Raw genomic sequence first — 14,465 nt, 5'->3', positions numbered from 1 at the left:
TGGATGCTCGGCGTCTTCAGGCTTGCTTGATGATGGGGGTGATAGCAACCCTTTTCTGCCAGCAACCCGGGCCTGGGCCAAGCGCATGGTTCCCTGCTCAGTTATGAGCAGCCTGACCGTCGAACAGGGGTTTGCGGTTCCCACGGTGACGCTCGACAAGCTTCGAAATCCACCTGCCCTTTCCAGGCACCAACCTTGCCGTCAGCGGTCGAAAATCAATCGTCGCGCATTCAGGGAACAGCTCTTTGATCTCTTGCCGCGCTTCGGGCGAGATGGACTGCATGGCTAGGGGTCCTAAAAAGAGGCTTTCCGTGGGCGTGCCGTTGGACCAGATGATCTCATGCTGATCGAATAGGATGTGGTGATACCGAACTCCACCAGACAGGTCGCCCAGAACATCTACACCGCTCAACGGCAGCAGTTTCTTCGCGGGCAGCAGGACATCCTGACAGTCGAACATCCGCTTGGCGATAGTGGAGGAAACCAATATTCGGTGCTGAGGTGACACGATCAGATCGCGCTGCGGATAGCCAGGACCCAGCGCATTCGCCCTGATCACAATGGGTTTGAGGTGCGGTTTGTCCTCAAGCTGAGTTTGGCTCAGGCCACGAGAGCCAATCCAGCAAACCGGCCGCAGCCCGTTGTCATACGTCAGGACCTGATCGCCGACCTTCAGGTCCTCGACGCGAACAAGCCCCTCTGATGTTTCGATCAGTGTTCCTGATGCAAAACAGGGCACATCCTCGAATTCACCGCTCGCATTGGTGGGGCCGGTCACGACCTGATCGATTTCGATGGTGTTGTCACCATCCTCGTTCCAGGCTGCTGCGATTGCGTCGGTGTTGACGGTCAGGCCGTTGAACAATTCCAGCGGAACAAGGGCGCCATCGTTGGACTTCACGCCGAACAGGGCGATGGTACCGTCCGGGTTCACCTCGAGCCTGACAACGGGATCAGTGTCCGAATTTTGAAGCTGCCAAACGGCGAGCGTATTCACCTCGTACCGGTCGCCATCTGCAAATCGCACGGTTTGACCGGAGGTTCCGCTAATCTGGAACTGCAGCTCATTGGGTGCTCCGGCAGGGCCGCCGACAAAAAGATCAACACCGTTGATCTGCACGCTGAAGCTGTTGTCGAGCAGCCTGAAGTCGATGACAAACCCCCCGCCTGGGGTCGTGTCGGTAAATGTGGTGGATGCGCCGCCGACGATGCTGAAATCTGGCATTCAAGTCTCGTTTCAACCTGTAACCTGTTTTCCTCCCGTAGACGCGTAAACCTTTGCTTCTTCAAGACAGAAATTCGTTCATTTTGTGAAAAATTCGCCCCTGACGTCAGGCCCATTGGTTTTGGTTCTGCCTTAGACCGACGTGGGAATCCGCGGGCAGCGTCCTGACGCATGTGCGGCGCGATCGCGCGCCTCTCAATGGCTTGCCGCACTCAGGCGGCCTCGTCCAGAGTGCGCAAAATCCAATCTCTTACCTTTCGCGCATCATCGGACAGAGGGGTTTTCTTGGACCAGACCAAATAGAACCCTTTGCCGGTCGTCCATTGCCAATCGGATCGGGCAGCCAGCAGACCCTGATCGACAAGACGGTCGGTCAGGTGTTTCCAGCCGAAGGCAAAACCCTCACCGGCCATCGCCGCCTGCAGGACAAGCGCATAGTCATTCAGCCGCAGCCCCGTGTTCGGAACGGCTGTCCTGATCGAGAAATTGGCGAACCAATCGCTCCAACTCGGACGCTGCCGAATGGGTTCTTCCAGATGAATGAGGCGTTGGGACAGGAGATTGGGCAGGCTTCGCAGATCAACTGCGGCGGCCATGACGCGGGGTGATGCCACGGGATAGATCGCCTCGGGAGCGATCAGGGCGCTTTCGCAATCCGCCCAGTTTCCATCCCCCAGACGCACCGCAAGGCTTATGTTTTCCGCGTCGATATCCGGTTCCCGGTCACTGGATTGCAGGCGCAAGTCGATCTTCGGATGCTGGCTTTGCAGATCGGCAAGTCGCGGCATTATCCAATAGTTGTTGAAGGCCGTTGATGCGCTGAGGGTGACATAGCCCGCCTGTTTGGTCTGTCGGATGGACTCAACCGACAGCGCCAATTGCTCGAATGCCCGCGAGACATCCGCCAGCAGTCGCTCGCCGGCTCCGGTCAGGACGACCTGACGGTGACCGCGGGTGAACAGAGGTGTTCCCAGGCCTTCTTCCAGCCTGCGAATGGCAACGCTGACGGCGGGTTGTTGCACGTTCAGCTCCTGCGCGGCGCGGGTAAAGGACTGAAGGCGGGCGGCGGCCTCGAATACGACCAGATTGCGGGGGGAGCCAAGCTGTTTCCAGAGTTCTTGCATAATCTGTGTTTATGCTAAGCATTCAAATTTTCAAGCGTCACATGCGTTTTCTTGGCAGTTAATATGCACCCAAAAAATGGAGTGCTACTAATGGCTCGGCGCGCACGTCAATCCCGTTCCCGCGGTTCCGAGGCTGGTTCTGTCCCGGCCTCCCCCTATATCCAACGAAAGTTGGCGTACTTTGATCCTTTAAACGAGGAAGATCTGGCCCGTCTTGAGGCTCAGGTCGACTGGATTTTTCAGGATGTGGGAATCGCCTTCCGCGACGACCCCGAAGCGCTGGAGCTGTGGCGCCGCGAAGGGGCGCGGGTCGAAGGTGATATCGTGCGGGCCGACGCGCAATGGATTCGCAGCCTGTGTGCCAAGGCGCCCAAAAGCTTCACTCAGGTGGCGCGCAACCCCGACCGTTCGGTGGTCATCGGTGACGGCAATCAGGTTTTCGCGCCGGTCTACGGCGCACCTTTCGTGCGTGATCTGGAAGGTGGTCGCCGTTACGGCGATATCGAGTCGTTCGAAAAGCTGGTGAAACTGACCTACCTGCATCCGAACATGCACCATGGTGGTTTCGTGACCTGCGAACCTTGCGACGTGCCGGTCAGCAAGCGTCACCTCGACATGATGTTTGCGCATATGACCCTTAGCGATAAGCCGCATCTGGGTGCCATCACCGAGATGGGCCGCGCGCAAGACAGTGTCGACATGGCCGAGATCATCTTTGGCGTGGATTTCATGGAAGACAACTGCGTCATCATGGGCAACGTCAACACGAATTCTCCATTGCTGGTCGACCGCGTTGTCACCGAAGCAGCGCGGGTCTATTCGACGCGCGGCCAAGGCATGATCGTGGTTCCGTTCATCTTGTCCGGCGCAATGGGTCCGGTCAGCACTGCCGCCAGTGTCGCACAGGCCATGGCCGAGGCGATGATGGTCTGTGCTTACGTCCAACTGCTGCGCCCCGGAGCGCCTTTTGTTCTGGGCAACTTCCTGTCGTCCATGTCGCTGAAATCCGGCGCACCGACCTTTGGTATGCCCGAACCAGTGATCTCGAACTACGCCATCGGCCAACTGGCCCGCCGTGCCGGTCTGCCGCTGCGTTGCGGTGGCTCTCTGACTGCCTCCAAGATCGAAGACGCGCAGGCTGCGTATGAATCGGCGGATTCGATGCATTCGACCATGTTGGCCGGTGCAAACTTCGTTCTTCACTCGGCCGGTTGGCTCGAAGGTGGCCTGTGTACCGGGTTCGAGAAACTGATCATGGACGCTGACCGTCTTGGCTCGTACCAAAAGGTCCTCAATCAGGGGCTGGACACGAGCGACGACGCCTTCGCCCGTGACGCCTATGAAGAGGTCGACGCAGGCGGTCACTTCCTGGGCTGCGCCCACACAATGCGCAACTACCAAACCGCATTCTATGAACCCAAGCTGAGCGACAGCGAAAACGTCGAAAGCTGGGAAGAGGGCGGCTCCAAGGACATGCGCCGCCGCGCCTATGAGCGCTGGAACCAGATGCTGAACGAATACCAGCCCCCCGCCATGGACGAGGCCAAAAAAGAAGAACTGGCCGCCTATGTGGCCAAACGCAAAGAAGAGATCCCGGACGCCTGGTACTAAAACCGGGATCCCTTCATCTGGCCAGAAATACCTTCGGGGTTGAACTGAGCCGCAGGCTCAAGAGGGGGCAGACAGCCTCCTTCCCCCATCACCACAAGAAAACGACACAGGAAATTCCCATGCCTGAGATTCAAAAAGACGAAACCACGTCTGGCAAAAAGCTGCCCTCCCACGCCAAGGTCGTTGTCATCGGCGGCGGCGTTGTCGGCGCTTCGATCCTCTTTCACCTGGCCAAGTTCGGTTGGAAAGACGTTGTCTTGCTGGAACGTGACGAACTGACATCCGGCTCAAGCTGGCACGCGGCGGGTCAGATCCACACGATCAGCTCGGACCCCAACATTTCGCGCCTGCAGAGCTATACCATTGATCTCTATAAAGAGATCGAGGAAACCTCGGGCCACTCAGTCGGAATGCACATCACCGGCGGTTTCTACGCGGCGTCAACCAAGGAGTGGTACGACTACCTCAAGCGTGAACGCTCGAAAGCGCGCTACATGGGCCTGCATCAGGAATTCATCAGCCCGCAGGAACTGGCCGAGCGTCACCCGCTGATCGACCCCAAACACTATCACGCCGCCCTCTGGGACGAGCAGGATGGCGATGTCGATCCCTCGGGCGCAACTTACGCCTTCGCCAAATCCGCCCGTCACCACGGCGCGCAATACTTCACCCATTGCGGCGTGACCTCGATGAGCCAGCGCCCCGATGGCAGCTGGGATCTGAACACCCCTAAAGGCGTCATAAACGCCGAGCAGGTTGTGAACTGCGGCGGCCTCTGGGCGCGCGAAGTGGGCCATATGTCGGGCATCCACCTGCCCGTACAGCCGATGGAGCACCACTATCTGATCACCGACGCGATCCCGATGATCAAAGACCGGATGGAGAGCATGGGCGAAGCTGGTCGTCTGCCCGCAGGCATCGACTATGAGGCCAACATCTATTTCCGTCAGGAACGCCACGGCATGCTTCTGGGCACTTACGAGCCGAAATCGACCCCATGGAAGGTCGATGGCACGCCATGGGATTTCGGCCACGAGCTGCTGCAACCCGATCTGGACCGGATTGCCGACCGTCTGGAAATGTCGTTCGAACGTATCCCCGCCATTGGCGAATCCGGTATCAAGGACACGATCAACGGCCCGTTCACGTTTGGCCCCGATGGCAACCCGATGATCGGCCCGGTTCCGGGCATGAAGAACTACTGGGTCGCTGTGGGCGTCATGGCAGGCTTCTGTCAGGGCGGCGGTGTTGGCCTGACCATGGCCGAGTGGATGATCGACGGCGAGCCTTCGATCGACGTCTGGGCAATGGACGTGGCCCGCTTTGGCGAGTTCGCAACGCCGGACTGGGGCACCATCAAGTCCTCGGAAAACTATGAGCGCCGCTTCGTGATGACCTTCCCGAACGAAACGCTGCCCAAGGGCCGGATGCAGAAAACCACTGCGCTCTATGACCGTCTAGTCGAAAAAGGCGCCGTGATGGGTCAAGGTTTTGGTCTGGAAAACGCCTTGTGGTTTGCCAACAACGCCGAAGACGCGCATGAAACGCCGACTTTCGAGCGGAACCGCAGCCACGACTATGTCGCGCGCGAAGTCAAAGCCGTGCAAGAGGCCGTCGGCGGTATCGAAATCGCCAACTTCGCCAAGCACGAGTTCAAGGGCGCTGGCGCGCGTGAATATCTGAACCGCACTCTGGCTGGTTACGTCCCGAAACCGGGCCGTCTGGCGCTGACCCCGATGCTGACCGAAAAGGGCCGCCTGTACGGAGACCTGACCGTGGCATGCCTGGGTGACGATCACTTCATGCTGTTCGGTTCGGGCACGATGCAGGACGCACACTGCCGTTGGTTCGAAAAGGACCTGCCTGCGGATGTGAGCTATGCGAATGTCTCGGACGACTGGCACGGGATCGCTCTGTCTGGCCCCAAATCGCGCGAGCTGCTGGCCCGTATCACCCGCGACGACGTCAGCGCCGAGGCGCTGAAGTTCCGCGACCTGCGTCAGACCTTTGTGGGCGGCGTGCCGGTGATCCTGAACCGTATCTCGTTCTCGGGCGAGCTGGGCTTTGAGATCTACTGCAAGCCGATGTACCTGCTGCGTCTGGCCGAGGCGATCGAAGAGGCCGGTGCCGATCTGGGCTATCGCTGGTACGGCGCGCGTGCGCTGATGTCGCTGCGCCTTGAAAAAGGCTGGGGCGTCTGGACCACCGATTTCCGCCCCGACTTCAACGCGGTCGAATCCGGCATGGACGTCTTCATCAACTGGAATAAGGACTTTGTCGGCAAGGATGCGACGCTGAAGTTCAAGGAAGACGGCGTTGCCCGCAAGCTGGTCACCATGACCATCGACGTGGACGGCATCGACGTCTCGAATGACGAAGCGATCCTGAAAGATGGCGAAGCGGTCGGTTATGTCTCGTCCGGCGGCTACGGCCACCGCGTCGGCAAGTCGATGGCGATGGGCTACGTCGCAACCGAGAGCGCTGCGCCGGGAACCAAGCTGCAGGTGGAAATTCTTGGCGCGTTCTATGACGCCGAAGTTCTGGGCACACCCGCCTATGACGCCAATGGCGCCAATATGCGGGCTTAAGAAAGGAAAGCTGGAATGGGTCGTCCCGAGATCAGTTTTGCAGATGCAAGCACACGGGTGAATGAGCTGAATCGCTTCATTTTCCTGCTGACGCCAGGGTTCTCTGCTTTGGACCTTGGGGCCGGGATCGACTCATTGGGGGCGGCGAATGCCGCCTCCGAGCAGGCTATATTCGACTGGAATATCGTCAGCGAAACCGGCGAGGCGGTGACCTCATCCTCGGGGATGACGGTTGCTGTTGATGGCGGTTTGATCAAGACACGCCGGGGCGATTGCATTGTCATTTGCGGGCCGATGACCGTGGATCGGTCGATCTCGAACGAGTTGAAATCCTGGTTGCGGCAGGGGCGTCGGTTCGGCGTTCAGCTTTGCGGCATCGGGGGTGGGTCCGGTATTCTGGCTATGGCCGGAGTGGCCAGCGGCCAGAGCCTGAGCGCACATTGGAAACAGCAACCCGTGATGGTTGAGCTGTTCCCCACTGTGGAATCCAACTGCTCGGTCTTTGTAGATGAAGGCCCGATTGCGACCTGCGGCGGAGGTGTCACCACGCTCGATCTGTTCTCATCGCTGATCGGTCAGGCCTGTGGTCAGACTGTTGCCTCCCGCGTGGCGGATCAATTGCTTTATGCGTCGGTGCGTCCAAAGGACGGCAGGCAGACGCAGACGGATCTGTTCCGCTTTGGCCGCCGTCATGAGAAGCTGGCGACCGCCATCATGATCATGCGCGAAAACCTTGAAAACCCGCTGTCGCCCAGTGTCGTGGCCGAAAGCGCGGGCCTCTCGACCCGACAGCTTGAGCGCCTGTTTCAGCGGTATGTGGGCACGAGCCCAAAAAACTATATGACGCGCCTGAGGCTCGAGCGTGCGCGCACCCTGTTGCAGCAAACCGATATGCGGGTGCTGGATGTGGCCATCGCCTGCGGCTTTGGCTCAGCCAGCTATTTCTCCAAATGCTTCCGCCGGTATTTCGGAACCTCTCCGCATGTGCAGCAGAAGTCGGTCTGAAAGACCGAGCTTTAGTCCGAAAACCTGCTCTTACCCCGCGCTGGGCGAACCTTTGTGGTGCAGAATATGCCCAATCGTGTTCATGAGGATCTGTGCCGCCAGAATGGCGGTGCTGCCCGTGTGATCATAATCGGGGGCCACTTCGACCAGATCCAACCCCACCACATCCCCACGCTGGGTCAGACCGTCGAGCAGTTCCAGCACTTCATAGTACAGGAAACCACCGTGGCTGGGTGTGCCGGTGCCGGGTGCGATGGAGGGATCGAACCCGTCGATGTCTATGGTGACGTAGTACCTGGCGCCCTCCGGTATCCGGTCCAGAACGGCCTCGGTCCCCAGTTTGCGCAACTGGCGAACAGACAGGATGTCTGACCCCATACGACGGGCATCCTCATAGCCCTCTTTTGCGGTCGACGAGACGTTGCGGATGCCGATTTGCGTCAGGCCCGAGACATAGGGTTTCTCCGCCGCCCGCCGCATTGGGTTGCCGTGCCCAAACCGAACCCCGTGCCGTTCATCCACGAAATCCAGATGCGCGTCGATCTGAACAATGTGAATGGGGCCGTTTTTTTCGCAATCGGCAGCAAAGGCATCAATGCAGGGGATGTTGACCGAGTGATCTCCGCCCAGAACCACGGGCAGGGCCCCGGCGTCAAGGCATTTTTCGACGCCGAATTTTATGTTCTGGTGGCTTTTTTCGGTACTGGTATGCACGATATCCGCATCGCCCAGATCCACGATCCGGGTGGTTTCCGACGGAAGGTAGGTGATGTCATCTTCGTGGTCGTATGCGCCGCCGTGCCCAAAGGAAAACAGGGTCGAGGCTTCGCGGATGGCCCGTGGGCCGAACCGCGCGCCGGGCCGAAACTGTGTGCCAAAATCGAACGGAGCGCCCAGGATCGCGACATCAGCGTCGATCGCATCCCAGTCGCTGACATAGGGATATTTGCCAAAGGTCGAAATCCCGACAAAGGGCAAGTTTAACCGACCGCTTTCATATCCATGTGCGCTCATTCTTCAGTCTCCAACCGCCATTCTTGCGACATAGTGTGGGATAATTTTCCGAAGGGCCATAGGGTTGTGGAAAAGAGGGCGAAATCTATCGCCCCCTTAGCGCATCACAAACGGGTTCGACATGGGTTGATCAGAGGTGTTCAGCCACACGGTCTTGGTGCGCGTATAGTCCTGAATGGCCTCGATCCCGGCTTCGCGGCCATAGCCGGATTGGTTGTAGCCGCCAAACGGCGCGATGGGCGACACCGCACGATAGGTGTTGATCCAGCAAATGCCGGCCTTCAATCGGGACGACACGCGATGCGCGCGGGCGACATTTTCGGTGAACACGCCCGATCCCAATCCGAATGGGGTGTCGTTGGCCAGAGCGATTGCTTCCTCTTCGGTGTCGAAGGGCAACAGGGACATGACGGGCCCGAACATCTCGACCTTCAGGGTCTCGGTCTCGGGTGATGCACATTCCACCAGAGTGGGTGCCATGAAATTGCCGGGTCGGTCGAGGGGCGCTCCGCCAAACCGGATGCGCGCGCCCTGATCGGTGGATTTTGCCAGTACCGTCTTGATGTTGGCGATCTGCGCATTGGTGCAAAGCGGCCCGACATGGGTTGCGGCGTTCAAAGGGTCACCCACAACAACGTCTTTCATTTTCTCTTCGACCCTGGCTGCCAAAGCGTCCAGAATTGGGCGATGTATCAAACCGCGTGATCCGGCGACGCAGCTTTGGCCAGAGGCTCCGAAATTGCCTGCGATCAGGCCATTGGCGGCCCCGTCCAGATTGGCATCGTCAAACACCAAAATCGGGGATTTTCCGCCAAGCTCCAGCGTGGTTACGGCGAAGTTTTCGGCCGAGTTGCGAACCACATGGCGCGCGGTTTCCGGACCGCCGGTGAAGGCGATGCGATCCACGTCGGGATGTCGGGTCAGGGGGATCGCGCAGTTTTCTGCATCGCCCGTGATGACCGAGACGACACCGGGCGGGAAACCGGCCTTCTCGACCAGACGCGCGAATTCCAGCATCGGCGCGGGCGCAATCTCAGAGGCCTTCAGCACCACCGAACACCCGGCGGCAAGGGCTGGCCCCAGCTTGGTCGCTGTCAGGAACATCTGCGCGTTCCAGGGCACGATCGCGACGACGACGCCGATCGGCTCGCGACGGGTAAAGACATGCAGGTTGGGCTTGTCGATCGGAAGCACCGCGCCTTCGATCTTGTCGGCCAAACCAGCATAGTAACGATAGTAGTCGCCGACATAGGCCGTCTGGCTTGCCGTTTCGGCCAGAAGCTTTCCGCTGTCTTTCGTCTCAATCTCGCCAAGGCGCTCGGCATTTTGTTCGATCAGCTCAGCAAGCCTGAACAACAGTTTGCCGCGCGCTGTCTGCGTCAGATCCCGCCAAGCCGGGTCATTCAGGGATCGACGCGCCGCCGAGATGGCACGATCCACATCCTCGGGCGCAGCGCAGGCGAAACTAGACCACGCTTCGCCGGTGGCAGGGTTTTGCGAGGTCATGACCTGCCCGTTGGCGCCCTCGGTCCAGGTTCCGTCAATAAAAAGCTGATAATGTGGGTTCTGTTGCATCACGGGTCCTCACTGAAACTTTGGCATCACGTCGTCAATGAACCGGGCCAGCGAAGCGCGCTTGCGCTCAAAGCTCATGCCGCTGTCGATCCAGAACGAGTATTCATCATAGCCAAGGTCTTCATAGTGCTTCAGGCGATCCGTGACCTGCCAAGCCGTGCCAACTGTCAGATCACGGCCCATGTTTTCAGGGGCCATCATGGTGTTGGCGGCCATTTCCTCATCCGTCAGAGCTTCGATCAGCCCCTGATTTACAGGTCGCTTGTTCTGGAACCACGCGCCGAAATAATTGTAAAAACGCGAAAGCTCTTGCGTGGCCTGATCCACATCGGCGGCGTCCTGTCCGACATAGGTGTGGTGAAGCAGCATGATCTTGGGTCGCGGCCCGTCATAGTCGGCGCAGGCATCATTGAAGCGGCCCATCAAACTCTCAATTTCTGCGTTGCCTTGCCAGAGCGGTGTGACCTGAATGTTGAAACCATTCTGAACGCCGAATTCATGGCTGTTCGGGTCGCGGGCCGCGATCCAGATCGGTGGCCCTCCGTCCTGAACGGGTTTCGGCGCAGATGTGGTGGCGGGGAATTGGAAATACTCTCCCTCATGGGCGCAATCGCCTTCCCACAATTTGGGCAGCAGAGGGGCGATTTCCCGCATGCGCTGGCCTGCGTCCCAGGCATCCATGCCGGGGATCAATCGCTCATATTCATAGGAATAGGCCCCGCGTGCGATACCCAGTTCGATGCGCCCTCCGGTCATCAGGTCGGCCGCGGCTGTTTCACCGGCCAATTTGATCGGGTGCCAGAACGGGGCGATGACCGTGCCCGTGCCAAGGCGGATGTCTTTGGTGTGATGTGCGATATCGACGAGGGACATCAATGGATTGGGTGCGATGGTGAAATCCATCCCGTGATGCTCTCCCGTCCACACCGCGCGCATACCGGCGTCATCCGCCATTTTGCACAGCTCGATGAACTCTTCATAAAGTTTCTCATGAGGCTGTTCGGGGTTGAGCCGCTCCATATGAGCAAAGAGGGAAAACTCCATCATTCAGCCCTTTCCGAGAGAGTATGTACATCGCCCCGCTGTGCATCGCCTAGATAGAGGGAAAAGTCGCGGGTTAGGCTTTCGAACGCAAAGCGGGACATCATGGTGGCGATGGCCGGGGTTGCGAATGTCAGGTCTGTAAGCTGCTCGATGGCGACCGCTTCAAGGGTGCTGTTGAGCGGCAAAGCCGGTGCCGACGCGAGCGTATAGACATGGTGCGTCGTTGCATCGTCGTAGACAGAATAGACCGCATCTAACTGCGCTGTGATCCCGCGCGCTGCCAAGTCTTGCTGCAGGCTTTCGCGCAGGGCTTGATGATCCGACAAGCTGATCTGCGGCGGGCGGTATCCGGATTCGGTTTTCTCCAATAGCACCTTTCCGTCGCATTCGATGATTGCTCCGCAAACCACGGATCGACCCGTGGCCTCCAACGCGCCGCGTTCCAGACCAAGGCTGAAATACTGCCCGTTTGCGTATCCGAGGCCTCGGGTTTCTGTGTAGGAATAGGCCTCAACCTCTCCGATCAGAACGCAGTGATCTCCAGCCTCGATGGCTTGATGGGCCCGACAGGAAAACGTCGCAACTGCGCCATCCAGAAGAGGGACACCATTGGCGTCCAACTGATGCGCGGTTTTGGCAAACCGATCCCCTTTGAACCCTGCGAAGGCGTTTGAGACATCCTCTTGCCCCTCAGCCAAAATGTTCACCGCGAAATGCGCGCAGCTCGCGAAGGCATCGTAGGAGGACAGGTTCTTGCCCGGGCAAACCAGCAAAAGCGGCGGGTCCAGAGACACGGATGAGAAGGAATTGGCAGTGAACCCCAACGGAACGCCCGCGGCATCGCGCGTCGTCACAACTGTGACGCCGGTCATAAAGCTGCCAAAGGCACGCCGCAGGTCGCGAGGGTCGAGACTGTTCATTGTTGCACCTCGTTCAGAAAGGTCGAAAGGGCGGTGTTAACCTCTGCGGCGTGGGTCATCGGCATCATATGAGAGGCGCCTTTGATGATCTGCGCCCGCCCGTTCGGAACAAGCTCCGCCATGGCGCGTGACATGTCCGGGGTCGAATTGAGCTCAAGATCACCCGTTATAAACAAGGCGGGGCAAGTGAGCGTCTTCAAATCGTCCCTGCGCGGGATCGGACTGTTGGCAAATACCGTATAAGCTCGCTTGTAGGCTGCTGGATCTGTGGTCGTCAGCCAGGTTCGGCACGCAGCGCATTCGGGCGGATCAGTATCACCAAACCAACGCTGCAGAGTGCCCGTCGGATCACTTGGTGTTTGACCGTCAAGCGCTGCGGCTCGGGTTGTGACGGCCTGTGTGGCCTCGGCACTGCGTTCAAAAATGGCGTTCAGTGCAACGACACCGGCGACATGTTGCGGTGCCTTGACCGCAAGATCGAGCGCGATCATTGCGCCCATGGAATGACCAACAACTACGGTTGGTCCGCCCAGTTGATCCAGAACGTTCAATGTAGCTTCGGTGTATCCCAACAACTCTGCGCTCGTGTTGCCTAGTTGGCTTTCGCCATGACCGGGCATGTCAGGTGCGGTCAGACGCGCCACGGATGCCAGCGCGTCCAATTGGGCGCCCCAGGCCTCGGCGCGCAAACCGACACCATGCAGCAACAGGACATTCGGTCCCGCGCCACTCTGGATTGCTGAGAGCCCGCCGATCTCAGACCGCGGCCGGGTTGTCCACGTCATGGCCCAAATCCTTGAGGTCCTGATAGCGGTCGCCGATACGGTGATGCGGCCTCCCCGAGGTCGCCGCGCCAAGCACAACTACGATCTCGTCGTCTCGTGGTGCGTCGGGGATCGCAAACTGGATGGTCAGATAGTGCGAGCGCCGCCCGGCATCGTTCTTGTCCATCAGTGGCACCATGATCGGAGCGTTCGCGGGCCCTCGGGTATTGGTAAAGGCGAGATATGACTTTGCGTCGACGGCCTGCCGGTAGTGGTTGCCAAAGCGCAGAGTGTGAATGAGGCCCGAGGCATGCTCGACCTCGCCATTCAGGCCAACTACTGCGGCCTTACCATAGGCCTCGATCGCATCTCCGCTGCCGGCCAGCGCAATCATGCGCTTGGTCATCATCTCACCTAGGACGGGACCGTAGGCCTGAATCTCGGGCTTCAGGTTTTCGACATATCGGCCGGCCCATGGGTTGGTGACCACAGCGGCCACTGCAAACATTCGCCATGGGGTCTTTGCGGGGCGAAACCCCTCGACCAGTACCTCTTCGTCATAGGTTACGATTTTGCGTATTTCCGGCTGCATTAAACTTCTCCTGTCGCGCGGGCCGACGTTAGAAACGGGGCTGTTTTTTGACAAATGATAGAATTATGTGCTTTGACATTAACAAGACTAATGACCAGCTTGGCCTATGGCAAAATCACTTCCCCCTCTGACCTGGTTTCGATCCTTCGAGGCCGCCGCCCGCACGCTTAGCTTTACCGCTGCGGCCGAGGAAATCGGTCTGACGCAATCGGCGGTCAGCCAGCAGGTGAAATCACTTGAATTGCGTTTGGGGGCATCCCTTTTTGTGCGCCATCCACGCAGTTTGTCGCTGACGGATGCGGGCCGAAAGCTGTTGCCTGAGGTCGGCAAGGCGCTTGAGGCTCTTGCCGTTGCCGCCGGACAAGTTGACACCAACGCGTCCGGCGACGTTCTGACAGTCGCGACCTCGGTCAGTATCGCGCAATGGGTCATCGCCCCACATCTGCCCGCGTTTGCGCGTCAGCACCCGGATATCCGCGTGCGGCTGCTCAGCGCGATTTGGCCGGACGATTTCAATGCTTCTCAAGCGGATGTGCAGGTGCGGTTCGGATCGAAGAAACAAGTGGGGCAGGGCGCTGTTCGTCTGATGCCGGACCGGCTTGTTCCTTACAAATCTCCGGCCCTGTCGGGGGACATATCGGATGTGCCTCTGATCGAAGCTGTGGGGACTTCAGGCGGGTGGAGTCGATGGTTGGAAAGCCAAGGGTTACAAAGCCAGCCCACCGTTTTTGTGGATACTTTTGGCATGGCGCTTCAATTGGCGGCGCATGGGGGTGGCGTGGCTTTGGTGAGCGAACTTTTGGCGAAACACGCGCTTGATACGGGCTTGGTCGAGCGCGCGCATAACGGCTCAATCGACAGCAATGAGGGGTATTTTCTATCCGCGAATAGCTCGAACCCGGCGGCGGGGTTGTTTCATGACTGGCTGTTGGATCAGGTCGGTTAACGATCAGGAGAGTTGACAGATCAAGGGCGATCGGATCACGTCAGGCAAAATGGCGGG

At 59.0% G+C, this 14,465-nt stretch carries 12 protein-coding genes; 4 read left to right on the top strand and 8 right to left on the bottom strand.

Translation table 11 applies throughout. The annotated features are described in order from the left end of the window. Positions 1 to 97: 97 nt before the first annotated feature. Positions 98 to 1,225, bottom strand: a complete 1,128-nt coding sequence (locus tag ACR0IP_RS13925) for a Hint domain-containing protein (RefSeq protein ID WP_480526188.1) — start codon at positions 1,223 to 1,225, stop codon at positions 98 to 100. A 212-nt stretch (positions 1,226 to 1,437) separates the two neighbouring features. Next, positions 1,438 to 2,349 carry a LysR substrate-binding domain-containing protein gene (locus ACR0IP_RS13920; RefSeq protein ID WP_480526186.1) on the bottom strand — a complete coding sequence of 304 codons (912 nt, stop codon included), beginning with the start codon at positions 2,347 to 2,349 and terminating at the stop codon, positions 1,438 to 1,440. 90 nt (positions 2,350 to 2,439) lie between these two features. On the opposite strand from ACR0IP_RS13920, the gene ACR0IP_RS13915 reads away from it, so the two are divergent. From ACR0IP_RS13915 to ACR0IP_RS13905, 3 genes are all read left to right on the top strand, one after another. Next, positions 2,440 to 3,960 carry a trimethylamine methyltransferase family protein gene (locus ACR0IP_RS13915; protein WP_170380365.1) on the top strand — a complete coding sequence of 507 codons (1,521 nt, stop codon included), beginning with the start codon at positions 2,440 to 2,442 and terminating at the stop codon, positions 3,958 to 3,960. A 119-nt stretch (positions 3,961 to 4,079) separates the two neighbouring features. Then, on the top strand, positions 4,080 to 6,548 hold the full coding sequence (locus ACR0IP_RS13910; RefSeq protein ID WP_480526184.1) for a GcvT family protein: 2,469 nt from the start codon (positions 4,080 to 4,082) through the stop codon (positions 6,546 to 6,548). Between the two features lie 15 nt (positions 6,549 to 6,563). Further along, a complete protein-coding gene (locus ACR0IP_RS13905; protein ID WP_480526182.1) occupies positions 6,564 to 7,553 on the top strand; it encodes a GlxA family transcriptional regulator in 990 nt (329 codons plus the stop codon). Between the two features lie 30 nt (positions 7,554 to 7,583). Here the strand turns inward: ACR0IP_RS13905 and speB are convergent, their stop codons facing one another. The 6 genes from speB to ACR0IP_RS13875 all read right to left on the bottom strand — a co-directional run bounded on the left by speB (position 7,584) and on the right by ACR0IP_RS13875 (position 13,462). Beyond that, positions 7,584 to 8,567 carry an agmatinase gene (gene speB, locus ACR0IP_RS13900; protein WP_480526180.1) on the bottom strand — a complete coding sequence of 328 codons (984 nt, stop codon included), beginning with the start codon at positions 8,565 to 8,567 and terminating at the stop codon, positions 7,584 to 7,586. A 96-nt stretch (positions 8,568 to 8,663) separates the two neighbouring features. Then, positions 8,664 to 10,142: an aldehyde dehydrogenase gene (locus tag ACR0IP_RS13895; RefSeq protein ID WP_480526178.1), complete on the bottom strand. Its 1,479-nt coding sequence runs from the start codon at positions 10,140 to 10,142 to the stop codon at positions 8,664 to 8,666. Between the two features lie 9 nt (positions 10,143 to 10,151). Beyond that, on the bottom strand, positions 10,152 to 11,186 hold the full coding sequence (locus ACR0IP_RS13890; RefSeq protein WP_480526441.1) for an LLM class flavin-dependent oxidoreductase: 1,035 nt from the start codon (positions 11,184 to 11,186) through the stop codon (positions 10,152 to 10,154). Beyond that, positions 11,186 to 12,106, bottom strand: a complete 921-nt coding sequence (locus tag ACR0IP_RS13885) for a flavin reductase family protein (protein ID WP_480526176.1) — start codon at positions 12,104 to 12,106, stop codon at positions 11,186 to 11,188. The genes ACR0IP_RS13890 and ACR0IP_RS13885 overlap by 1 nt, the downstream gene beginning before the upstream one ends. Continuing rightward, positions 12,103 to 12,891: an alpha/beta fold hydrolase gene (locus ACR0IP_RS13880; protein WP_480526174.1), complete on the bottom strand. Its 789-nt coding sequence runs from the start codon at positions 12,889 to 12,891 to the stop codon at positions 12,103 to 12,105. Before ACR0IP_RS13880 ends, ACR0IP_RS13885 begins: the two co-directional genes overlap by 4 nt. Continuing rightward, positions 12,863 to 13,462, bottom strand: a complete 600-nt coding sequence (locus ACR0IP_RS13875) for an amino acid synthesis family protein (protein WP_480526172.1) — start codon at positions 13,460 to 13,462, stop codon at positions 12,863 to 12,865. The genes ACR0IP_RS13880 and ACR0IP_RS13875 overlap by 29 nt, the downstream gene beginning before the upstream one ends. Positions 13,463 to 13,568: 106 nt before the next feature. Here ACR0IP_RS13875 and ACR0IP_RS13870 point away from each other — a divergent pair, with 106 nt between their 5' ends. Next, on the top strand, positions 13,569 to 14,408 hold the full coding sequence (locus ACR0IP_RS13870; protein ID WP_480526170.1) for a LysR family transcriptional regulator: 840 nt from the start codon (positions 13,569 to 13,571) through the stop codon (positions 14,406 to 14,408). The last annotated feature ends 57 nt before the right edge of the window (positions 14,409 to 14,465 follow it).

It is taken from the genome of Ruegeria sp. AL11, assembly GCF_056540865.1.
This window is presented reverse-complemented; position numbering and strand designations above follow the sequence as displayed.

What these genes read in the sequence shown, in the direction of transcription:
- speB (WP_480526180.1), bottom strand. Translation starts at nt 8,567, where the DNA reads ATGAGCGCACATGGATATGAAAGCGGTCGGTTAAACTTGCCCTTTGTC.
- ACR0IP_RS13925 (WP_480526188.1), bottom strand. Translation starts at nt 1,225, where the DNA reads ATGCCAGATTTCAGCATCGTCGGCGGCGCATCCACCACATTTACCGAC.
- ACR0IP_RS13905 (WP_480526182.1), top strand. Translation starts at nt 6,564, where the DNA reads ATGGGTCGTCCCGAGATCAGTTTTGCAGATGCAAGCACACGGGTGAAT.
- ACR0IP_RS13885 (WP_480526176.1), bottom strand. Translation starts at nt 12,106, where the DNA reads ATGAACAGTCTCGACCCTCGCGACCTGCGGCGTGCCTTTGGCAGCTTT.
- ACR0IP_RS13875 (WP_480526172.1), bottom strand. Translation starts at nt 13,462, where the DNA reads ATGCAGCCGGAAATACGCAAAATCGTAACCTATGACGAAGAGGTACTG.
- ACR0IP_RS13920 (WP_480526186.1), bottom strand. Translation starts at nt 2,349, where the DNA reads ATGCAAGAACTCTGGAAACAGCTTGGCTCCCCCCGCAATCTGGTCGTA.
- ACR0IP_RS13890 (WP_480526441.1), bottom strand. Translation starts at nt 11,186, where the DNA reads ATGGAGTTTTCCCTCTTTGCTCATATGGAGCGGCTCAACCCCGAACAG.
- ACR0IP_RS13870 (WP_480526170.1), top strand. Translation starts at nt 13,569, where the DNA reads ATGGCAAAATCACTTCCCCCTCTGACCTGGTTTCGATCCTTCGAGGCC.
- ACR0IP_RS13895 (WP_480526178.1), bottom strand. Translation starts at nt 10,142, where the DNA reads ATGCAACAGAACCCACATTATCAGCTTTTTATTGACGGAACCTGGACC.
- ACR0IP_RS13880 (WP_480526174.1), bottom strand. Translation starts at nt 12,891, where the DNA reads ATGACGTGGACAACCCGGCCGCGGTCTGAGATCGGCGGGCTCTCAGCA.
- ACR0IP_RS13910 (WP_480526184.1), top strand. Translation starts at nt 4,080, where the DNA reads ATGCCTGAGATTCAAAAAGACGAAACCACGTCTGGCAAAAAGCTGCCC.
- ACR0IP_RS13915 (WP_170380365.1), top strand. Translation starts at nt 2,440, where the DNA reads ATGGCTCGGCGCGCACGTCAATCCCGTTCCCGCGGTTCCGAGGCTGGT.